The following is a 21951-nucleotide window of genomic DNA, read 5'->3' as shown; positions in this document are numbered from 1 at the left end:
CTTCTTTGTTATGATGAAAAAAACAAAGAAGGAGGTCTTTAGAATATGGCAGTTGTGAAAGTCATTGAGCTTCTGGCGGAATCAAAAGATGGATGGGAAGCTGCAACAAGAGATGCAGTGAAGGAAGCTTCAAAAACCGTGAAGAACATCAAGTCTGTGTATGTGAAAGAAATGCAGGCTGTGGTAGAGGGCGAAGAAATTACTACTTATAGAGTGAATGTCAAAATATCTTTCCTCGTAGACTGAATCAAAAGAGCTGCAGCAAAAGAAGCTGCGGCTTTTTTGCGGAGTGAGGAAGACAGGCTGAGGATCTCTGATGTTTCCGCAATATTGAAACGGGACGAACTGTGATAAGATAGAAAGAAAAGTCATGGCATAAAGCAAAGGGGAAATGAGTATGGAGAAGAAGATCGCCCTGGTGACCGGCGCAAATTCAGGCATGGGGATGGCTTCTGCCAGGATGCTGGCAAGAAAAGGATATTTTGTGTTGATGCTGGTCCGCAGTGAAAAAAGAGGAAACGAAGCCTTCAAAATGCTGAATGAAGAGCAGCCGGGATGCTTTCATCTGATTCTCTGCGATCTGTCGGATCTTCAGTCCGTCCGAAGGGCAGCGTCCTTCATTGGAGAAACCTATGAGAAAATAGACGTGATGCTGAATAACGCTGGGGTCATCACCACCCAAAGAGAGCTTTCGAAAGAAGGACTGGAGATGCAGTTTGGGGTGAACCATGTGGGACATTTTCTTTTGACCCTCCTTCTTCTTGAAAGGCTCCACAAAGGAAGCCGCATCGTTCAGGTGGCCTCCGGTGCCCATAAATGGGGAGATATTTATTTTGAGGATCTCTCCCTTGAAAAGAGCTTTCGTCCTTTCAAAGCCTATGGACAGTCGAAGCTTGCCAATGTGCTCTTTGCCAAAGAGCTCTCAAAGAAGCTTGCTCCATATGGTATTACTGTGAACAGCTGCCATCCTGGTGCTGTCGCCACCAACATGGGCGTAAACCGGGAGACTGGGTTTGGAAAAAGCATCACGAAGCTTCTGAAGCCGTTTTTCAGAAGCCCTGAGGAAGGGGCGGCCACGGCGGTGTATTTGGCCACAGACCCTTCTGTGGAAGGGATCACTGGAGAATACTTCTACAATGGAAAACCGGCGAAGGTTTCCAGAAAAGCCCGGGACGAAGAGTTTTCAAAAAAGCTTTTTCAGTGGACGGAGGACTTCACGGGAGTATCTTTCAAGAAGATAGAAGAGAAACTGAAACGAAATAAGGAGCACTCCGGTGCTTAACGGATAAAAAGAAAGGTGCGGAATATGAAGGAAGAAACAACAGAAAATCAAAAAATCGAAATAGACATCATTGCAAGGATTGAGACGGATTTTCCCTCAAAGTTCGGCATTCCAAGGCAGGGTGGCCTTGTGGAGGATTTAGAAGGAAGGATCGTCTTTGAACCAGGCTACAGAACAGAGGATGCAGTGAAAGGCATGGAGAACTTCACCCATCTGTGGCTCATCTGGCAGTTCTCAGAAGCTGTGGAGGGAGGATGGACACCGACGGTAAGGCCACCAAGGCTTGGAGGAAACAAGAGACTGGGTGTTTTTGCCACAAGATCTCCTTTTAGGCCAAACCATCTGGGTCTTTCTGCTGTGAAGCTGAAAGGGGTGGAGATGGATCCGATGAAGGGACCGGTTCTTTTGGTGCAAGGGGCAGATCTTATGGATGGAACCCCCATTGTGGACATCAAGCCTTATCTGCCTTATTCAGACAGCCATGAGGAAGCCCGGTGCGGGATCTTTGAAGTGGAAAAGCCAAAACTTTCTGTGGATATTCCCAAAGAGCTTGTGGATAAAATCATTCCAGAAAAGTATGCAGCCCTGGTTTCGGTGCTGAAAGAAGACCCAAGACCTTCTTATCAGAACGATCCCGAAAGAGTCTATGGCCTAAGCTTCGGGGGAATGAACGTCAGGTTCCGTGTGGAAGATCTTGATCTCACGGTGCTTTCAGTGGAGATCCTATGATAGAATAGGAAGGATATTTTATTATTTTATAGAAAGAGGAAATACTTTGAACAAGAAAAACAATACTTCAACGTACATCATTGTCGGCACCATGCTCTTTGGCATGTTCTTTGGTGCGGGAAATCTGGTTTTTCCCATTCAGATGGGACAAAGTGCAGGGACAGAGTTCTTTGGTGCTTTAGCAGGATTTCTCACCACCGCCATCGGTCTTCCATTTTTAGGCATCCTGGCCATGGGTCTTTCTGGCGCCAGTGGTCTGAAAGAACTGGCAGATAAGGTGCATCCAGTGTTCTCCCTGATTTTTTCAGTGGCACTGTATCTCACCATCGGACCATTTTTTGCCATCCCAAGAACGGCTACGGTTCCTTTTGTGGTGGGGTTTGAGCCCTATCTCAAAGAAGGACAGTCTGGCCTTTTTCTGTTCCTGTTCAGCCTGCTGTTTTTCTCCCTGGTGTACTACTACTCCTTAAAACCAGGAAAAATCGTGGACTATATCGGAAAATATCTGACGCCGCTGTTTCTTCTCTTCCTTTTTTTTCTTATTCTCACGAGTCTTCTGAAGCCCATGGGGAGTTTTCAGAGCCCTTTAGGGACCTATGTGAAGGAAAGCTTTGTCACCGGGTTTAAAGAAGGGTACAACACCATGGATGCGCTGGCTTCTCTTGCCTTTGGCATCGTGGTCATCCAGGCTTTAAAAGGAAGAGGCATCACCTCTCAGAAGGATATGGCCAAAGCCACACTGATTTCAGGAGTCTTTGCCATGGCGCTCATGGCGCTCATCTATGGACTCATTGTCTATATGGGTGCATCCAGTGTAGGGATTCTTGGCACCTTTGAAAATGGCGGACAGGTATTTTCCGCCGTGGCAAAGCATTATTTTGGAGACTATGGAGCTGTGCTTCTTGCAGTCATCATTGTACTGGCCTGCCTCAAAACCAGCATCGGTCTCATCATTTCTTGCAGCGAGTTTTTCAAAGAGACCTTCGGGAGATTCTCTTATAAAACCTACGTGCGGGTTCTTACACTGGTGTCTTTACTGGTGGCAAACTTTGGCCTCACGAAGATCATCCAGCTGGCAGTGCCGGTGCTTATGACCATCTATCCCGTAGCCATTGTGCTGATCCTTCTTAGTCTTTTGTCGGGAATCCTGCCCCTGAAAAGGCCAGTGTTTCTCATGGCGATTCTTCTCACCTTTGCTGTCAGCATCCTGGATGGGTACGTGTCGCTTCTACAGTTTATGCCTTCCGTTTCCTTGGGCTTCTTTAGCAGCATTCTGGAGTTTTATAAAGAATATCTGCCTCTTTATGATCTTGGACTTGGGTGGATTCTTCCGGCGGCTCTTGGTGCTTTCGTGGGCGCTTTGTATGCGCAGCTTCGAAAGTCCCATCAATAATAAAATGTGTAGGAGCTTCGGGAAACCGGAGCTTTTTTCATTGTAGAGCGCAGCTCCTTCTGCTATGATTTTCTCACCATAAGAAGAGAAGCCCAGTGAAAAGATCCTTTGACACCTCATCTTCAAGTATTTTTTCACCCTTGTGACTTTTTTTCAGTTTCCACAGTATTCCTAGTAAAGAGAGAAGGGAGGAAGGAACTTGCAAAGAGAAGACCACCATGAACCCGGGATTCAGACGGTCATTCTGAACCAGTACGATAGAGTGTTTAAACTGGCCTATGCCAGAACAAAAAACCGCCATGACGCCGAGGATGTGACCCAGGAAGTGTTCCTGCGCTATGTTCGGACGCGGCCGGTATTTGAGAACGCAGACCATGAGAAAGCATGGTTTTTGCGGGTCACCATGAACTGCAGCAGCAGCCTCTTTTCTCTTCTCTCCAAAGTGCAGAAGATGCCGCTTCAGGATCAGGACGGATATGTATCCTCCCCTGAAGAAGACGTACTGAAAGAAGTGCTCCATCGTCTGCCCCAAAAGTACCGCACGGTGCTGCATCTTCATTATTATGAGGATCTGAAAATTACAGATGTGGCGAAGCTTCTTGGTCTGAAAGAGTCTGCAGTGAAAATGCAGCTCACAAGAGGCAGAAAGCTTTTAAAAGAAGAACTGGAGAAGGAGGATGGTTATGTCTAGGGAAGAATACAGGAATCTCTGGAAAAACGTAGAACCCAGGAAAAAACATCAGGAAGAGCTGATGGAAAAACTGACAAATAAAGAAGATGAGGTGTTCACCATGGATCAAAAGAAAAATAGAAAACCCTTATATGGAACCGTAGCCGCTTTTGCCCTTTTGGCCGTGATTCTTGCAGGCAACAGCCTGATGGGAAAGAATCCCGGTGGAGAACCAGGAACTGTAAAATACAGCAATCTGCTCTTTGAAGAGCCTGTCCTTGTGGAAGCCCCAGAACCGATGGAAGGGCAAAGTGGAAAGATCATGCCCTTTACGGAAGAGCTTCTTACGGAAAGCGCGGCCTTCATCAAAGGAACCGTCACGGAAATCGCCTTTGAAAATGATAAAGTCATATACACAGTGCTGGTCAGTAAAGTCTATGGGCCCTCTGAAGGTGTGGAAGAAGGAAAGAGCATTACCGTCACGAATGACCTTTATACCTATACCTCTTTGGCAGGCAGTGTGGAGAAGCTCCAGGTGGATAGAACATATCTGATTCCGCTGACGCTTAGAGAAGAAGAGGGGAAGGAAGTCTATTCCGTGCTTTACCCCTTTTCTCCTCAGATTCAGATGACCAAGGATGGTCAGTACCTGTATCCAGATCATTACACTTCTCTGGATACAGAAGAAGCCAAGGTGGTGGAGATGGATACGGAGGAAGGCTATGGCTATTATGGCACCATGAAGCTTCGGGAAGATGACCGCTTTGAGAAGGATCTGGAAAAACTGGCAGAAACCTATCTCGGCCAATGAGAAGACATAACTGAAGACATAAGGAAAGAGTCCCCACATCAGACGTTCGTTGATGTGGGGACTCTCTTTTCGTTATTATATTATGGTGAGGGATTCCAGCAGTGCCCAACCGGATGCAATCTGGCGCTCCACATCTTTTGGAGCGGTGCTGCCATAGGAGTTTCGTCTCTCTATGGAGCCTTCCATGGAAAGGTCCGGCAGGGGAATGCCGGAAAGGCGAGGATCAATGAGTAAAAGAGACTCTTCTGACAGGTCCTCCAGGGTTAGATGATGCTCTTCACAGTACTTTACGGCTTTTCCCACCAGTTCGTGACAGGTTCTGAAGGGGATGCCCTGAAGGACCAGGTGTTCAGCAAGATCCGTAGCCTGGAGGAAGCCTTTTCCCATGTGCTTTTTCATGTCCGGTGCTTTAAACGCTGTGTTTTCCAGCATTTCCGTGAAGATTATGGCGGAGGTCTTGATGGTTTTCACCGTATCAAAGAGCGCTTCCTTGTCTTCTTGGAGGTCTTTGTTGAAGGCCATGGGAAGCCCTTTCAGCACTGTGAGAAGCCCCATGAGATGGCCATAGACCCGTCCGGTCTTTCCACGGATGAGCTCAGGAATATCCGGGTTCTTTTTTTGAGGCATGATGCTGCTGCCGGTGCAGAATCCGTCATCGATCTCGATGAAGCTGAACTCCTGGGCATTCCACAGGATGAATTCTTCGGAAATCCGGCTGAGATGAGCCATGAACAGAGAAGAAAAGCTCAGAAACTCCACAATAAAGTCTCTGTCTGATACAGTGTCCATGGCGTTTTCAGTGACGGTCTTAAATCCAAGGAGCTCTGCGGTGTATTGACGGTCAATGGGGATGGTGGTACCTGCCAAAGCGCAGGCGCCTAATGGATTCTCGTCGGTTCTTTCATAGCATCCCTGAAGCCTCATGAGATCTCTTTTAAACTGCTGGAAGTAGGCCATGAGATGAAAGCCTACGGTGACAGGCTGCGCATGCTGCAGGTGTGTGAAGCCAGGCATCAGCACTTCTTTGGTGGCTTCTGCCTGATGAAGGAGGGTTTCAAGAAGTCCTTTGAGAATCTCAAAAATTTCCTCCATCTCTTCCTTCAGATACAGCCTCACATCCAGGATCACCTGGTCGTTCCGGCTTCGGGCGGTATGGAGCTTTCTTCCGGTGTCTCCAATGTCTTTGATGAGCTGGCTTTCGATGGCCATGTGGATGTCCTCATCTTTGTAGGTGAAGATGAGCTCTCCTGAGGTGATTTTCTTTTCGATATCAGAGAGGCCCTGGACGATGGCTTCCAGTTCATGGGGGCTTAGGTGCCCCATCTTCTGAAGCATCGTGGCATGGGCAATGCTGCCTCTGATGTCCTGTCTGTAGAGGGTCTTATCAAAGGTGATGGAAGCGTTGAACTCCTCCACCATCTGGTTCATTTCTTTTTTGAAGCGGCTGCTCCATAGATTTTTCAAGTTTCTTTTCCTCCTTCAGTTTCACTAGGCTGCGTGCAGTTTTTTCTCTTCGTGGATGCGTACCCCTTTATACTTGGACCCTGCGACATACAGCACGGTGACAAGAATCAGCGATAAGACCACAGAAAGTGCGCTGCCAGTTACTCCTGCACAGAGATATCCGATGAGTGCAGCTGTTCCGTTCAGGAGCGCGTAAGGCAGCTGTGTTTTCACATGGTCCACGTGATCACAGCCTGCTCCGGAAGACGCCAGGATGGTGGTGTCTGAGATGGGGGAGCAGTGGTCTCCGAACATTCCTCCGGAAAGGACAGCGCCGATGGAGGCATAAAGCGGTGCGCCTAAAGCCGTAGCCATGGGGATCACAAGTGGCATCAGGATGGCGTAGGTGCCCCAGGAGCTTCCGGTGGCAAAGGAGAGGACTGCGCCAAGGAGAAAGGTCACAGCGGGAACCAGAAATGCAGGAAGAGATCCGCTGGCAATGCTGACAATGTAGCTAGATGTGCCAAGCTCTTTGCTCACTGCGCTCAAGGACCAGGCGAGGACAAGAATCACTGCCACGTTCATCATCTTCGCCATACCACCCAGATAGATGGAGAAGGTTTCTTCAAAGCTTTTCACCTTGTGGTAGACCATCATGAGGATCAGTACCGCGGAGGCCAGAAGATATCCAGTACTCAGTGCGCTTCTAAAGGCACTTCCAGGCACCTGCTTGAAAGGGAATCCCAAAGGAGCTAGAATGCCAAAAAGAGTGACAAAAAGAACCAGGAGTGGAAGAAACACCAGGGAAGATTTACTTTCTTTCACCTCCATCTGATCTGTTTTTCGCATGGGCTTTGAAGTGGACCAGTACTTCTCACCTGTTTCCTGGACTCTTTTCTCAGCTTTCGCCATGGCGCCGAACTCATAGCCGCTGAAGGCGATGAGGGGGACTAAGAAAACTGCAAGAATGGAGTAGATGTTGAAAGGGATGGACTTTATGAAGGCCGTCCAGTCAGATTCAGAAACGCCCAGAAGCTCATACTCTTTTTGGATGAGACCCATGATGTAAACGCCCCAGCCGATGAAAGGCACAAGAACCGCCACAGGAGAGGCCGTAGAGTCGATGATGTAGGCCAGCTTCTCTTTGGATACCTTCAGCTTGTCAAAAAGAGGCTCGAAGATGGGGCCTACGATAAGGGGGGTGCCAAGATCAGAGAAGAAAATGATGATGCCACCGATCCAGGCCGCCAGCTGGACTTTCGCTCTGGTCTTTATGACCTGGGAGGCTTTGGCAGCAAAAGCCAAGGCTCCGCCGGACTTTTCCATGAGGGCGATGAACCCGCCGATGAAGACCAGAAGGACCAGAACCCCTGCATTATAGGAATCCTGAAGCTGAGCGAAGAAGTAAGTGCCAATCATTTCCGTCAGGGCAGTGACGGGAGAGAAGTTCACAAGGATGAGGACCCCGGTGAGCACACTGACAAAGAGAGCCAGCACGACGTTTTTATACTTGATGGCAATGGTGACTGCAAGAATCACTGGGACTAAAGATAGAAAACCGAAATTTGGCATGTTGATCATTCCTCCATTTTTTAGCTTTGATTGGTATTGAGTTTGAGCCTTCTGCTGAAGGAGATGGTACTTGCCATGTCTCCGGGTCCTCCTTTGGGTTAGAATATTTATGCATAAAATGCACTATTTATACATAATATCCGGATAAGATTTAGAAGTCAAGAGATAAAAATGGCTTAAAATAAGGTTATACGTTTTCAGAGCAATAAAAAAACATGCATAGATTTTATTCATCTATGCATGTTGCTGAGTATTTAGTAATCTCGTTCCACGTGGATGGTGAGCGTATGATCTTTAAAAGAACCGGCTCCGCAATCCACCAGAGAGCCCAAAAGATGCAGTTCCTGTCTTTTGCTGGAAGCCCCCAGAAGGCTCCAGTAATATTCCTCATATTCAGGCTTTCGTGGTTCATTGAGAAGCCTTATCAGCTGGGGAAGATCCTGGGGTTCCACATCTGTGGATCCTCTCACTGTAATGATGAGTTTCTTATCGTCGGAGAAAAAGGAGATGTCGAGTTTTTCCACCCCGTGGTGCAGAAAATATCCAAGAACTTCCTCCAGAATTTTTACAGAGCGCAGTTTGTTGTCCATTACAGATCTTCCTCCCAGGTATATTTATTGATGTTCAGTGCATCCAGAATCGGCACCAGGATGGCTGCGACAAACCCTCCGGAGAATCCGTTGTTGTAGAGGTTCATACCGCCGTGCAGATCCCCCACATTCATCACAACAGCCATATGGATGAATCCGGCCAGAAGTCCAGGGAGGATGCCATAAGCGCCGGCGATGGGTGCAAGATTTGTGGCAAAAAGAGCGGCCAGGAGAGAACTGATGGAGGACACTTCCCAATGGAACACAAAATTGGACAGGTAGACCCCGGCCATGACTGGAATCACATTCTTCACATGTTTTCCAAATGCGCCAAATCCAACCACGGTGAAGATTCCTCCGAAGACAGGTCCATTGAGGGTTCCGCCAGCAAGATACAGGTATCCCAAGGACAAAAAGCCCAGTAGGCCCATGTTGAGAACGGTGACGGAAAAACCGTCTGATGCAGTAAAATCTGACACCAGCTGCCCTGGCTTTTTAAAGAGATGCAGAAGCCTCTTGGGCCAGTTCCTGTCATGGCTGACGCCAAAGAGAACCATTCCTGAAAAAAGCAGGAGAAGATAGGCCATAAGATAGGAGGAGGATTCTTTTAAAAGCAGGACCTCCCGGTTGTTCTCCAAGGCGAAGGCACGCATGATGCTCATAAACAGCATACCCACAATGCCACCAGTGAAGCCCATGTTGTAGAGGCTGTATCCTTGATGGAACCTGATAAACTGGCTGGCAAGGGGAGGGAGAATAAACCCTGCGAAGAGTCCTGCGGCAATTCCTAGGATCATACTGCCCGTATGAGGGAGTACAAATCCAAATGAGATCTGGCTTACGATGGGGCCTACAGCGGTGCCAAAGAAAGCAGGCAGGATGAATTTCCCAAAGGGCTCTCTTCGGTATTTCGCATGGAGGAACACACCCGTCACAATGGGAATGCTGTTGTATAGATTTTTACCAAAGAACGCGAAGCCGCCAATGGTGAGAAGAGAAGCCATGAGCGGTCCACTCACAAGGGTTCCGCTCCGTTTGGCCACCCGGGTATAAAGCAGCATCATGAGCGCGCTGTTGACAAAAGCAGCGCCAATGTTTCCAATCTCCATGAAATCGGACAATAGAACGCTGGGGGACAGCTGAATCCGAAGGAGACCATCAAGGATCTCTTTGGGAGAGTTAAAAAAGAAACCTGTGAGAAGACTGAAGAGGGAAATGGCATAAAGAAACAGTTCTCTGGTTCTTTGTGGAATATCAGGAATGTCCTGAGAGACTTTATTTCTTGACTGTATTTTTTTTCGTGGTAGAGCAGTTGTTGTTGCCACGTAGGATTCTCCTTCTTTGTATAAATTTTTAATTAGTATATCAAATCATCTGACTTTCGCAAAGAAAAAGAATCGGTGTAAAGTAAAAATTCATAAATTCATAATGGGCTGAGTTGCGGATAGATACAAGTCCCAAACGAAAAGAGATTCAAAAGGACTGCCCTGAAAAGACTTTTGTTTCCCTTGGTTTTCAGCTCGTGGTAAAATGAGTGCAAAGAACAGCAAAAAAAAGGAGAGGAGGATCAGCATGAGTTTCAATTTCGATCAGAACCGGCATGTGGCGAATCGGGTGGGGCAGGAAGTGGAAATCAAAGAGCAGGCAAGAAAAGAGAAGAACCGGATGGAGCTTCCCGATGAGGAAAAAAGGGACAAGGAAGACTTTTCCTATAAAGCCCAGCGCCGTAAGCGCCTTTACCGGAACCTCACCGGGATTGTAGCAATTCTTCTCATCCTCTATGTGGTGTACTGGTTTGCCATGAGACTTTTCTAGTTTCAAGTAATAACGGAGGTTTATTATGACACACAAAGTCTTCAGTATGAGCTTTGGAAGAATCTATCCCATGTATGTGGCCAAGGCGGAGAAAAAAGGAAGAACAAAAGAAGAAGTGGATAAGATCATCCTCTGGATGACAGGGTATGATGAGGAAGGGCTCCAAAAAGTGCTGAGGGAAGAGAAAACGGTGGAGCACTTTTTTCAGGAAGCACCAAAGCTTCATCCCAATAGAACCCTCATTAAAGGAGTCATCTGTGGTGTGCGGGTGGAAGAGATTGAAGATCCTCTCATGAGAGAAGTCCGTTACTTGGATAAACTCATCGATGAACTGGCCAAAGGAAAGGCCATGGAGAAAATTCTAAGAGAGGCGTAAGTCTTTTTTGGAAAAGATGAAATGAACCTATAGAAAAGAGAGACCAGAGAGTTTTGCGGTAGATACACCCAAGACTCTCTGCTCTATTTCATTTATTCACCCAGCCGGGCTTTTTCTAAAGCTTCTATGTCCAGCTTCTTCATTTCAAGAAGGGCTTCTGTTACTCTTCTCACTTCCTCTTTTGATCCTGTGACAAAGATGTCGTCAAAGTCCTCTGGAACAATCTGCCAGGAAAGCCCGTATTTGTCTTTGATCCATCCACACTGCTCCGCTTCTTTCACGTAGGAAAGATGGTCCCAGAAGTAATCAATCTCTTCCTGGTCCTTGCAGTTCACAATGAAAGAGAGGGCTTCAGTGAAGATCTCTTCTCCTTCCATGGCATGATCCATGGCGGTGAAAAGCATCTTCTGCAGGGAGAACTGCAGATAGTTCACTTTGGCTTTAGCGCTAGAGGCCTCTCCCTCCTGATAGAAGCTGACAAAATCCACGGAGCTTTCTGGAAAGACCGATGCATAGAAGTTTGCCGCTTCTTCTGCCTTGCCGCAGACGTCTTTCGCAAACAGCAGACAGGGCAGGATTTTTTGAGAGATGGGCTCTGTTTCCACCAAAGAGAGCTGCCAGGAAAGCCCAAACCGGTCCTGGATCCATCCATAATAAGGGGAGAAGGGATAGCTGTTCAGTTCCATGAGCACTTCTCCACCCTCTGCAAAGGCGTTCCACAACCGGTCCACCTCTTCTTTTTCTTTGCACTGGACCATGAAGGACACAGACGGATTGAGTCTGAAGTAGGGACCGCCGCTGATGGCCGCAAATTCCTGACCGGCTAAGGTGAAATAGTGAAGGGGCGCATCTCCGGATGGAGTGTCTTCGATGACAATATCCCGGAGCATTCTGGAGTCTTCAAACAGGCTCATATAGAAGGTGACGGCTTCTTTCGCTTCCTTGTCAAACCACAGATGCGGAACAATATTTTTCATGGATGTACCTCCTCTTTTTCCATAGGTTGCTTTTACAATATAAAAGAGAAGAAAGATGTTCAATATCAGAACGGATACGAAACAGCAAACGTTTCATGAACGGCTGTGGAAATCACTAAAAAAGCATGTTACATCGGGAATCAGAAGCTTCTTTCCCTGGCTGGTCTCCATAGTGAAGGAAGATCTTCTTCTTGGATGGGGAGAAGGTCCTTATACCGGGAAAGCACATCTTCTAGAGGCAAAATCCCCGGGATATTTTTTCCGCCAAGAGTTTTATGGAAGAAGGACAAAAGAAGGGCCTTCTGGATTTCAGAGGACTTTTCTGGCCCCAGTTTTCCGGAAAAACCGATGTAGGGGGAAATGGGGGAGTACATATAGGCCATGGAGAAGTCCACATGGTTGGTCTCTCTCATCTCAAACAAAGAAGCCTCACTGCTTGCGGATAAAAGGGTTCTGAGATGAAGATTGTTGGGTCCTTCAGACCACTGGCTGCTTCTTACAAAAAGCGCCGGAATGGAGAGGCCTTGGGAAAGAGCATCTCCTCCCAGGGGTTCCAGCCACGCGTCCAGACCAAGTAGGGCAGAAATTCTAGGGTCTTTCTGAGCGGCATAGACGTCCCCGCCGCCACCGGTAGAATGTCCAAGGACGCCCACGGAGCTGAGATTCATGGCATGGAAGAAGGGATCCTTCTCCTCTTTCTGCCGGGTTAGATCCTCCAGAACACTAAGGACATCTTCACCATAGGTGCTCATAAGAAGGGAAGAGGCCTTTTGGAAGGCTTCCGCAGAGACTCTGCTGGGGAGGGCTTCTTTTTTCAGCAGTGCTGTGGAGCCGTCCTTCAGTGGTACGGCTTGAGACCCGTAGGTGTGGTCTATGGAAATGGCAATGAATCCGTAAGACGCCAGATGTTCAGCAAAATCCGTATGAAGCTGCCGGAATCCTTGCCATCCGTGAGAAATGAGAACCACGGGGTAAGGCGTATCTGCTGGAAGCTGCGGGGCATCTAAATAGGCATTGCCATAGATTTCTGCGGTGTGGTCCAAAAGGAAGGCGGGAAACCGGAAGCTTTCTGCTAAAGTTCTGGTAAGAGTTTTACCTTCTGTGATCCATTTTACTTTTTGGTACCCGTCAATTTTTTCTGCAGGGTACCAAATCTGATAGGCAATCTGCCGGTGATCTTCCGGATCCTCTGTATAGGGCTCATCCCGGGAGGTGTCTTCCAGCAGGTAGATCTTTGTGCCCACCTGGTAGGGACCTTCCGGTTCTTTGATCTTCATCTTTGGGAACACGGCGGAAAAGAGGAGGAAAAGAAGAAGGAGACTGCCGCCTAGGATCAGGTAGAACCTGTTTGTCCCTTTGGAGGGTTCAGTAATACCCAGGGATCTTAGGAAAAAGATGCAAAGTGTCAGAAGAAACAATGCGTAAAGGGGATAGAACTGCCACCGGGGTTTTCCAAGGAGAAGAAAGAGCACTGGCAAGACGAGAAGGATTCCGAGAAGAATCGGATGGGTTTTCATCTGTCTAAAGAGCTCCATGCTGCCTCTCCTCCTTCTGATTGGTTTTCAGGATACGCTTCGTGTCGATGCCATGGGCTTTCAGAAAATCAAGAATCTCCCGGAGATCTTCTTTGGGCAGGGTTCTCTCTCTGGCAAGAATCCAGAGACTCTCCTTGCTTTTTCCGACGACAACGGCGTAGCGGTAATCCTCTGGAACCTTAATGACGTTATATTCCCCTTTGAAGGGCCAGAAAAACTGCACATAAAGGGCGCCGGGGGTTTTACTGTCCCGGATCCAGGCTTTGCCCCGGATGCCAACCTTCTTGCCGTTTCTATAGCCTGTATTGTGCACCCGAAGAATGCCCTTTTCATCCAGATGATACCGGGCGGTGACGTGAGTAAGCTGTCTTTGTTCTCTTTGCGGCAGCTTTCCGATTTCAAACCAGAGTCCGAGATACTTCGTTAGATCCAGTTCTTTCACAGTGGGGATGGGTGTTTCTTGTTTTTTCCAGAACATACACTTCAACCTCATTCCAATCAATAATACCTTTTTCTCATGGTATCACAAAAACATGTACTGCTCCATAAAACGCCTTTTCTATGACAGTCTGAAGGGGAAGGCGGATGAAACTCTGGAAAGGACAAAACGCACCGGGTGGATGCGCCTATATCGTGGCATCTACCGAGTGCGTTTTCTATCATATTAGCGTAAATACTGTCCATAGGAGCGGAAAAGATCGGTCACTTCATTGAGGTAATCATAGTACTCCCGATCTGAAAGAGGTGTGCCTTCCAGTTCGTTGAGCCGTCTGAAGTATCCGGGTGCTTTATCTTTCTCCAAAATCACATCACTGGCCACATATAGAAGCTCTATGAGTTCGCGGCTCTCCCCGAAGGTTTTTAGAAGATCCTCTGCGATGCGGATGGTCTCACTGAAAGCGTTCAGCTGGCAGTAAGCATTGGCCAGGCCAAACCCTGCCTCATAGGTTGCTTCTTTCAGAAGGGCGGCCTGATAGTAAAGGACCGCTTCTTTATAGTGCTCTTCCTCATAGAGGTCATCAGCAGTTTTCAGTAAATCTTCATAGGAAACCAAAGAAAGATCTTCCATAGGCAGTGCTTCTTTCAGGTTCTCAAGGATAGCGATGGCAACCTTGGGACCTTCGTAGTCTCTGATAAAGCTGTGGACCTTTGGAATGAACTCGGTCCTTCCGTACTCGGATTTTGCATACCAAAGATTGGATTTAGAGGCACCTTTTTGCGGTGTGGAGGATTTGGATCTTTTGATGGAGAAAGTCCGCTGCTCTTCTGGAAGAAGGGTGCAGTCTGTGACTTTTGCTTTGAAGTTAAAATACAGGTAGTCCTCTTCATAAAGGGGAAGGCTTACCATTTCCCGATAGACCGTGGCATTTTCATACCAGCCCACGATGCGGGATTCCTCTTCGTTGAGGGCGGCAGTAAACACCACCGTGACCCCCTGAAGCTCTTTGGCGCCCTGAGGGACGCTGCGGAAATGCTTGTCCAGTAAAATGTCCCCTCCCGTGCGTACATAACCATAGCAGTTTCCGTTGAAGTCCCGGAAGTTGTCTTTTTCAAATACATCGGAAGGGTCCTTGATGAGATGGCCCCCATGCCTTGGCTGGTCCTCCCTGGTGATGCCGTTGTAGTATTTCATCCAGCTGATATTACAAAATATATAATCCATAATTTCTCCCTTATCATTTTTTTCACTGTTTTCAAGTGTACCACAAAGAGATTGCCAGGTGGGCCGTTGCATCATATTTATTTTCATATGATGAACAGGTTACGGAGGATTCCTTACGGTCATACCCAATGCAAGTCAGATCTGAAGATACTTCTTACGAGAAGGTATAGTACTTCGCATCTTCTATACCATCCAGGTAGAGGAATTTTTTCGCGGTGACTTTGATGATGCAGGCATCTTCCATGGATTTGAAGAAAGAAAGGCCTGGATGCTTTTCTGTAAGGAGAGTCAGGATTTTTTCCTCCTCTTCCTTATCTTCAATAATGGAGGCCTTACCGTAAGCGGTGAGGGCCCGCACATGGCTGTAGCTGCTCTTAATGTTCTCCCTGGTGTCGATGAGCAGGCTGACTTCAGGGTTTTCTATGACATTTGTATGTTTCAGGCTGCCTCTTCGGGTCACCATGTAGAGCGTATCTCCTTTTTCACTGGAAAGGTACAGCATCAGGGAACTGTTGGGCAGATTGTTTTTGGATGTGGAGAGAACACAGAAACTGTTTTCTCTAACCATTTGGATGCAGTGTTCCATGGACATAAAATCACCTCATTTAATTTTATATATTATACCATCTCAAGAAGAATTCGGAATGAATACCAGGAAGAGAAATAGAAAAAGCCATCCTTCGTGATGAGGAAGATCTCTCTCTTGGAACGAGGACTGAGAAGAGAGCTTAAAGTTCCAAAAAAACTCGTTAATCTATTCACAAAAAATCCGTGAATTCTTCATTTTTCTTTGGACTGAAGTCAGAGAAAAGGCAAAGGTGTAAAATGTCCTGATCAGGAACATGTCTTCTCTATAAAGATTTATTAAAAGTATAATTTTCTGATTATTCAAACAGATATCTGTGTAAACATTTATGTAAACGTAATTATGCAACATAGCAGGTAATATGCAGCCATGTGCTATATACAGATGTATTCCTTATGAGGACAAAAAAGGTCGTTGATGATGAGGTTTTATGCAATTCAGATTGTTTTGGGATTATCAGGTTATTATCAAGAGTTTAATATTATTGACAAAATGTTAATAGAGGAATAATATTGGTATCAATAACACAGGATTTCTGCCGTTTCAATGGAAATCCTGAAGGTAGAAGGAGGGGTTTAAGTGCTTCGGTATGTAGTAAAACGTGTGGGCCTGGCGGCTCTTACAGTATTCATCATCACAGCCATCACATTTTTCACCATGAATGCGATTCCTGGAGGACCCTTTTCCAAGGAGAAGGCACCCAGTGAAGCGGTAAAGGCTGTGCTGGAAGCACGTTTCAACCTGGATAAGTCGGTGCCGGAACAGTATGTGCTCTATCTTGGAAACATTCTTCAAGGAGATTTTGGTGTTTCCATCAAAACAGGAAGAGACATCGCCCTGACCATCACGGAGTCCTTTTCCATTTCCGCAAGGCTGGGGGGCATGGCTGTTGTGGTGGCGCTGACCGTGGGCCTTGTTATGGGAAGCCTCGCAGCTCTGACAAGAAACAAGCTGCCGGACCGGCTGATCATCTTCTTCTCCACTTTGTCCACAGCAGTTCCAAGTTTTGTGCTGGCGACGCTGCTTCTCCTTGTCTTTTCCATTCAGCTTGGATGGATTCAGGTCTGGAGTGCGGAATCCACAAACTATATTCTTCCAGTCATTGCCCTTTCACTGTATCCCATGGCCTATATCACAAGGCTTACCAAAAGCAGCATGCTGGATGCCTTAGGACAGGATTACATAAGGACTGCTAAGGCCAAGGGCGTTGCCCAGTGGAAGATTATTTTTAAGCATGCGCTTAGAAATGCCCTGATTCCCATTGTCACCTATGTGGGACCCATGACAGCGTATATCCTTACGGGCAGCCTGGTGGTGGAATCTGTTTTCACCATTGGAGGACTTGGTTCTAAGTTTGTCAGCGGAATTACCAACCGGGATTATCCCATGATCATGGCAACAACCATTTTTCTAGCGACCCTGATGGTCATTGCCAATCTCATCAGTGACCTGGTGTATAAGCTTGTGGATCCAAGAATCAGTTTCGATTAGGAGGGAGATCAGATGCAAAGCGTGGAACGTACAACTATAAAAAACAGCCTCAGTCTGCAGCTGGATCCCAGCGTGTTTGAGCTGGCTACAGAGGAAGAGAAGCTTCAGCAGGAAGTGATGGGAGAGTCCACCACATTCTTTCGAGATGGGATCAGAAAGCTTCTGAAAAACCCTTTGGCGGTATTTAGTCTGGTGGTGTTATCCATCATCGTTGTGACCATTCTGGTGGCTCCCATGGTGGTGCCCTATAAGTATTCAGAAATCATTTCAGTCGATGGCAAGAGAGACCGTGGGGCGAAGAACTTAAAACCCTTTGAGTACTCAGAGCTGGAACAGGAGTATATAGAAAATGGCGGAGAGGTCTTTCCTCATATTTTTGGGACAGATGCCCTCTCTAGAGATTACTTCATCCGTGTGGTCTATGGCACTAGAGTATCCTTGAGTGTAGGTCTTTTTGCCAGTCTCATCGTGCTGGTCATTGGACTTCTCTATGGCAGTATTTCTGGGTATGTGGGAGGCCGGGCGGATCTCATCATGATGAGAATCGTCGACATCATCTATTCTCTGCCGGATATGCTGATCATCATCTTGCTTTCTGTGGTTCTCGACCAGGTGCTTCAAAGCGCCGGAGGAGGTCTTGTGGACCGGCTGGGCAGCAACATGATCAGTATATTCCTGGTCTTTGGACTTCTTTACTGGGTGGGTATGGCAAGACTTGTCAGAGGCCAGATTCTCTCCATCAAGAAGAATGAGTATGTGCTGGCGGCTAAGGCCGTAGGAGCTAAAGCGCCTAGAATCATCAGAAAGCATATTCTGCCCAACAGCATCAGTGTCATCATCATCTCCACAGCACTTCAGATTCCTTCGGCTATCTTTACGGAGAGCTTCCTAAGCTTTGTAGGACTTGGTGTGCAGGCACCGATGCCTTCCCTGGGATCCCTTGCCAATGCAGCCAGAGAAGGTCTTCAGAGTTATCCCTATAAGCTTCTTTTCCCTGCCACCATCATCTGTCTCATCGTGTTGTCCTTGAACCTTCTGGGTGATGGCATGAGAGACGCATTTGATCCAAAGTTAAGGAAGTGATGATATGAGTGAATATTTACTGGAGGTCAAGAATCTCCACACCTCATTTTTCACCGATGCCGGTGAGGTGCAAGCGGTCAATGGTGTGTCCTTCAATCTGGAAAAAGGAAAAATCCTTGGCATTGTAGGGGAGTCTGGTTCCGGAAAAAGCGTCACAGCCTACTCCATCATGAGTATTCTGGCGGATACAGGAAAGGTGACAGAAGGAGAAATCTATTATAAAGGGGAAAATGTTCTGGAGTATGACAAGAACAGAATCCATAACTTCAGAGGAAAAAATGTCAGCATCATCTTTCAGGACCCTATGACAAGCCTCAATCCGGTGTTCACCATCGGCAATCAGCTGGAAGAGGCGATCCTTCTTCATACAAACCGGAACAAAAAGGAAGCCAAAGAGCATGCGGTGAAGATGCTGGAGCTTGTGGGCGTCAATGAACCTAGAAAGAGAGTGAAGCAGTATCCGTATGAACTTTCCGGCGGCATGCGGCAAAGAGTCATGATTGCCATGGCCCTGGCCTGTGAACCGGATATCCTCATCGCCGATGAACCCACCACTGCTCTGGATGTAACCATCCAAGCACAGATTCTCGAACTGATGCAGGAGCTTCAGGAAAAGCTTGGCATGGCCATCATCCTGGTGACCCATGATCTGGGGGTCATTGCAGAAATGTGTGACGAGATCATCGTCATGTATGGCGGACGTGTCTGCGAGAGAGGTACTGCCGATGATATTTTCTATAAACCTTCCCATGAATATACCAAAGGTCTCCTCAACTCCATCCCCAATATCACCAGGGTGAAGGAAAGGCTGAAACCCATCGCAGGAACCCCCATCAACCTTCTCAATATGCCTTTGGGATGTGCCTTTGCCAGCCGATGTGACCGAGCTATGAAGATCTGCCTCAAGGAAGTTCCAGAAGAGCTTCATCTTGAGGGGGTTCATGCGGCTGCCTGCTGGCTCAACGTGAAGAAAATCATAGATCGCAGGAAGGAGGAGGAACATGGAAGAGAAGTATCTCATTGAAGTGGAAAATCTCAAGCAGTATTTTCCCATTCGGATGGGTCTGTTTAAAACACAGATGCTGAAGGCTGTGGATGATGTCTCCTTCAAAATAAAACCCGGTGAAACGTTAGGCCTTGTGGGAGAATCCGGATGTGGGAAAACCACCGTGGGAAGATCCATTGTCCGGCTTTATGAGCCGACAGAAGGCAATGTTTATTTTGATGGAGAGCTGGTTACAAAAGACAACATCACCGCCATGAGAAGAAACATGCAGATGGTGTTTCAGGATCCTTACTCCTCGCTGAATCCAAGAATGACGGTGGAAGACATCATCGGAGAACCCTTTGATGTGCATAAGCTCTACAGCAACAAGCGGGAAAGAAGAGAGAAGATCCTGAATCTCATGGAGCTTGTGGGACTCAACGCCGAGCATGCTGCCCGGTACGCTCATGAATTTTCAGGAGGACAAAGGCAAAGAATCGGCATCGCCAGAGCCCTTGCGGTGGAGCCCAAGTTCATCGTCTGTGATGAGCCGGTGTCGGCCCTTGATGTATCCATCCAGGCCCAGGTGCTCAATATGTTTGAGGATCTTCAGAGTAAACTTGGTGTTGCCTATCTCTTCATCGCCCATGATCTTCTTGTGGTGCATCACCTGGCCAATCGCATCGCTGTGATGTATCTTGGGAAAATCGTGGAGGTTGCAGATGCGGATGAACTGAACGGTCATCCGGTGCATCCTTATACGCTATCACTGCTGTCTGCTGTGCCCATCCCGGATCCGAAGATTGCCCGAGAGAGGCAGAGAATCGTACTGGAAGGGGATGTGCCAAGTCCCTTGAAAATGCCCAGCGGCTGCTCGTTCAGAACCAGGTGCCGCTATGCAACAGAAAAGTGTGCACAGGAAGTGCCGCCACTTATAGACCGTGGCGCGGAGCACTTTGTCGCCTGCTGGAATGTCTAGCAGGAGAGTAGTACTAGAAGTAATTTTGGGGACTTCCCGGAAGGCTCTATGGAGTCCAAGGGAATCATCAATAACATATTACGGTAGACCGAGAAAAAAAGGAGGAAATTACTATGAAAAAGCCCCTAGCGTTGTTGCTTGCCGCGCTCATGTCCTTGTCGGTGCTTGCTGCCTGCGGAGAGAAAGAGGAAACTCCTGAAACCCCAGAAACTCCTGTGGAGACTCCTGGAGAAGAAGAACCTGCAGAAGATGTGGTGGATGCTCTGGACTGGGCAGAATATGATGCCCTCATCAAAGAAATCAAATCCAGCACAGACTTTGTTGCCCGTGAAGCGCTGATGCATAAAGCAGAAGATATGCTCATGGAAACCTTCGCGTTAGTGCCCATTTATTACTACAACGATATTTATCTGCAGAAGCCGGATGTGACAGGTATTTACTCTAATCCATACGGAACCAAGTACTTCATGTACGGTGCTTCACCTAATAATGTGCTGAAGCTTCAGCTGGCCAGTGAGCCGGACAAACTGGATCCTGCCCTAAACAGTACGGTGGATGGTGCAACTCTTGCAGCCAATACTTTTGTAGGACTTTACACCTATGATGACAAAGGAAATCTTGCACCTGCGCTTGCTGAAAGCTATACAGAGTCAGAAGATGGGCTTACCTATGTGTTCACTCTGAAAGACGGTCTCAAGTGGAGCGACGGATCCGAGCTTAATGCCAAGGATTTTGAGTATGCATGGAAAAGAGCTGCAGATCCAGCAACAGCTGCAGACTACAGCTACATGTTCAACTCCATCGCAGGTTTTGACGACAACAACCTTCAGGTGACTGCATCTGAAGATGGAAAGACCCTGACTGTTGTTTTATCAGCTCCAACAGCGTACTTCCTGGATCTAGTGGCTTTCCCAACCTATCTTCCTGTAAAGAAGGATGTTGTGGAAGCACCAGCTGATTACGCCACAAACCCTGGCGCATGGGCACTGGAAGCTGGATTTGTATCCAACGGCGCCTACACTTTGGAGACCTGGAACCATAATGAAAGTATGGTTTATGTGAAGAATCCGAACTATTACAACGCTGACAAGGTAATGATTGAAAGACTGGAATTCATGCTGAGCGATGATGATGCAGCTATTTTTGCAGCATATCAGTCCGGAGACCTTCAGTTCATCGATACCGTTCCTACAGATGAAATCGCTGGACTTCTAGACAGCCCAGAATTTAACATCGTGGATCAGCTGGGTACTTACTATGTGACCTTTAATGTCAAGAGCGGCCTCTTTGAAGGCAAGACTCCTGCACAGGCCAATGCCATGAGAAAAGCCTTAGCCCTTCTCATAGACAGAGGATACATTGCAGAAAATATTGGACAGACAGGACAGCAGCCAGCCAACGCTTTCATCCCTGCAAAGATGATGGATGGACATGGCGGCGAGTTCAAGACCAACGATGCGGATTACACCTATCCAGACGAAGCTACAGTTGGATATTTTGACCCAGAGTACTCTGATGCAGCTGTGGACGAAGCCATCGCTCTTCTGGAAGAAGCTGGATTCACATTCACTGCTGACGGTATGCTGGATGCATCCACACCACTCAGCTTTGAGTATGTGACCAATGAGTCCTCCGCACATGTAGCCATTGCAGAAGCCATTCAGCAGGACCTGGCTGTTGTGGGTATTGATATGACCATCAAGACTCTGGAGTGGAGCGTTTTCCTCAACGAGAGAAAAGCTGGTAACTTCGATGTAGCTAGAAATGGATGGATCGCAGACTTCAACGACCCTATCAACATGCTTGAAATGTGGACATCAGACTCGGGCAACAATGATGCTCAGTTTGGTAAATAAATCTCCTTGAATGAAAGGGGGGTCAGCACTTGGTGCTGACCCTTCTTTCTTTTCATCATTTTTGTTTTGATTGTGTATGTGTCTAACATGGGTTCATGGAAACAGAGTGTGAAGA

Annotated in this window: 22 protein-coding genes; 13 read left to right on the top strand and 9 right to left on the bottom strand. The window is 47.4% G+C overall.

Translation table 11 applies throughout. The features are described from left to right. Positions 1-45: 45 nt before the first annotated feature. From DEF30_RS02870 to DEF30_RS02845, 6 genes are all read left to right on the top strand, one after another. Positions 46-246 (top strand): dodecin family protein, encoded by a 201-nt coding sequence (locus DEF30_RS02870; protein WP_031575382.1) that lies wholly within the window; start codon positions 46-48, stop codon positions 244-246. A gap of 151 nt (positions 247-397) precedes the next feature. After that, positions 398-1282, top strand: a complete 885-nt coding sequence (locus DEF30_RS02865) for an SDR family oxidoreductase (protein WP_294096295.1) — start codon at positions 398-400, stop codon at positions 1280-1282. A 24-nt stretch (positions 1283-1306) separates the two neighbouring features. Next, a complete protein-coding gene (gene tsaA / locus DEF30_RS02860) occupies positions 1307-2011 on the top strand; it encodes a tRNA (N6-threonylcarbamoyladenosine(37)-N6)-methyltransferase TrmO (protein WP_294096293.1) in 705 nt (234 codons plus the stop codon). 46 nt (positions 2012-2057) lie between these two features. Next, entirely contained in the window at positions 2058-3404 is a 1347-nt protein-coding gene (gene brnQ, locus DEF30_RS02855; protein ID WP_294096291.1) for a branched-chain amino acid transport system II carrier protein, read from the top strand. A gap of 199 nt (positions 3405-3603) precedes the next feature. Next, positions 3604-4095 carry an RNA polymerase sigma factor gene (locus DEF30_RS02850; RefSeq protein ID WP_294096290.1) on the top strand — a complete coding sequence of 164 codons (492 nt, stop codon included), beginning with the start codon at positions 3604-3606 and terminating at the stop codon, positions 4093-4095. After that, entirely contained in the window at positions 4088-4885 is a 798-nt protein-coding gene (locus DEF30_RS02845; RefSeq protein WP_294096288.1) for a hypothetical protein, read from the top strand. Before DEF30_RS02850 ends, DEF30_RS02845 begins: the two co-directional genes overlap by 8 nt. 75 nt (positions 4886-4960) lie before the next feature. On the opposite strand, the gene argH is transcribed toward DEF30_RS02845, so the two are convergent. The 4 genes from argH to DEF30_RS02825 all read right to left on the bottom strand — a co-directional run bounded on the left by argH (position 4961) and on the right by DEF30_RS02825 (position 9815). Further along, positions 4961-6349 carry an argininosuccinate lyase gene (argH, locus tag DEF30_RS02840; RefSeq protein ID WP_294096286.1) on the bottom strand — a complete coding sequence of 463 codons (1389 nt, stop codon included), beginning with the start codon at positions 6347-6349 and terminating at the stop codon, positions 4961-4963. A gap of 24 nt (positions 6350-6373) precedes the next feature. Then, positions 6374-7900 carry a Na+/H+ antiporter NhaC family protein gene (locus DEF30_RS02835; RefSeq protein WP_294096285.1) on the bottom strand — a complete coding sequence of 509 codons (1527 nt, stop codon included), beginning with the start codon at positions 7898-7900 and terminating at the stop codon, positions 6374-6376. A 254-nt stretch (positions 7901-8154) separates the two neighbouring features. Continuing rightward, positions 8155-8490, bottom strand: a complete 336-nt coding sequence (locus tag DEF30_RS02830) for a hypothetical protein (RefSeq protein WP_294096283.1) — start codon at positions 8488-8490, stop codon at positions 8155-8157. Next, positions 8490-9815 carry a DUF1576 domain-containing protein gene (locus DEF30_RS02825; protein ID WP_294096281.1) on the bottom strand — a complete coding sequence of 442 codons (1326 nt, stop codon included), beginning with the start codon at positions 9813-9815 and terminating at the stop codon, positions 8490-8492. The genes DEF30_RS02830 and DEF30_RS02825 overlap by 1 nt, the downstream gene beginning before the upstream one ends. A 247-nt stretch (positions 9816-10062) precedes the next feature. Here DEF30_RS02825 and DEF30_RS02820 point away from each other — a divergent pair, with 247 nt between their 5' ends. Together DEF30_RS02820 and DEF30_RS02815 are read left to right on the top strand one after the other, a co-directional pair. Continuing rightward, positions 10063-10305 (top strand): hypothetical protein, encoded by a 243-nt coding sequence (locus DEF30_RS02820; RefSeq protein ID WP_294096280.1) that lies wholly within the window; start codon positions 10063-10065, stop codon positions 10303-10305. Positions 10306-10327: 22 nt separating this feature from the next. Next, the gene (locus tag DEF30_RS02815) at positions 10328-10681 is read left to right on the top strand and encodes a DUF2200 domain-containing protein (protein WP_294096360.1); all 354 of its coding nucleotides are present in this window, start codon (positions 10328-10330) and stop codon (positions 10679-10681) included. A 92-nt stretch (positions 10682-10773) separates the two neighbouring features. Here the strand turns inward: DEF30_RS02815 and DEF30_RS02810 are convergent, their stop codons facing one another. The 5 genes from DEF30_RS02810 to DEF30_RS02790 form a co-directional block, all read right to left on the bottom strand. Further along, complete coding sequence (locus DEF30_RS02810) at positions 10774-11658, bottom strand: VOC family protein (protein ID WP_294096278.1); 885 nt, start codon at positions 11656-11658, stop codon at positions 10774-10776. Positions 11659-11798: 140 nt separating this feature from the next. Next, positions 11799-13193 (bottom strand): dienelactone hydrolase family protein, encoded by a 1395-nt coding sequence (locus tag DEF30_RS02805; RefSeq protein ID WP_294096276.1) that lies wholly within the window; start codon positions 13191-13193, stop codon positions 11799-11801. Continuing rightward, the gene (locus DEF30_RS02800) at positions 13180-13671 is read right to left on the bottom strand and encodes a lipocalin family protein (RefSeq protein WP_294096275.1); all 492 of its coding nucleotides are present in this window, start codon (positions 13669-13671) and stop codon (positions 13180-13182) included. The genes DEF30_RS02805 and DEF30_RS02800 overlap by 14 nt, the downstream gene beginning before the upstream one ends. Positions 13672-13857: 186 nt before the next feature. Further along, positions 13858-14856, bottom strand: a complete 999-nt coding sequence (locus DEF30_RS02795) for a hypothetical protein (RefSeq protein ID WP_294096274.1) — start codon at positions 14854-14856, stop codon at positions 13858-13860. Positions 14857-15010: 154 nt separating this feature from the next. Beyond that, on the bottom strand, positions 15011-15448 hold the full coding sequence (locus tag DEF30_RS02790) for a pyridoxamine 5'-phosphate oxidase family protein (RefSeq protein ID WP_294096272.1): 438 nt from the start codon (positions 15446-15448) through the stop codon (positions 15011-15013). Between the two features lie 573 nt (positions 15449-16021). Here DEF30_RS02790 and DEF30_RS02785 point away from each other — a divergent pair. The 5 genes from DEF30_RS02785 to DEF30_RS02765 all read left to right on the top strand — a co-directional run bounded on the left by DEF30_RS02785 (position 16022) and on the right by DEF30_RS02765 (position 21836). After that, positions 16022-16933 carry an ABC transporter permease gene (locus DEF30_RS02785; RefSeq protein ID WP_294096270.1) on the top strand — a complete coding sequence of 304 codons (912 nt, stop codon included), beginning with the start codon at positions 16022-16024 and terminating at the stop codon, positions 16931-16933. 12 nt (positions 16934-16945) lie between these two features. After that, positions 16946-18016: an ABC transporter permease gene (locus tag DEF30_RS02780; RefSeq protein ID WP_294096268.1), complete on the top strand. Its 1071-nt coding sequence runs from the start codon at positions 16946-16948 to the stop codon at positions 18014-18016. A 4-nt stretch (positions 18017-18020) separates the two neighbouring features. Continuing rightward, entirely contained in the window at positions 18021-19040 is a 1020-nt protein-coding gene (locus DEF30_RS02775) for an ABC transporter ATP-binding protein (protein ID WP_294096265.1), read from the top strand. Continuing rightward, positions 19018-19980: an oligopeptide/dipeptide ABC transporter ATP-binding protein gene (locus DEF30_RS02770; RefSeq protein ID WP_294096263.1), complete on the top strand. Its 963-nt coding sequence runs from the start codon at positions 19018-19020 to the stop codon at positions 19978-19980. Before DEF30_RS02775 ends, DEF30_RS02770 begins: the two co-directional genes overlap by 23 nt. A 113-nt stretch (positions 19981-20093) precedes the next feature. Continuing rightward, positions 20094-21836 carry an ABC transporter substrate-binding protein gene (locus DEF30_RS02765; protein WP_294096261.1) on the top strand — a complete coding sequence of 581 codons (1743 nt, stop codon included), beginning with the start codon at positions 20094-20096 and terminating at the stop codon, positions 21834-21836. Positions 21837-21951: the final 115 nt, after the last annotated feature.

The sequence above is a fragment of the Proteiniclasticum sp. genome (assembly GCF_003514505.1).
Classification (GTDB): Bacteria; Bacillota; Clostridia; order Clostridiales; family Clostridiaceae; genus Proteiniclasticum.
The sequence above is the reverse complement of the archived record's forward strand: the minus strand, read 5'-3'. Positions and strand labels throughout refer to the sequence as shown.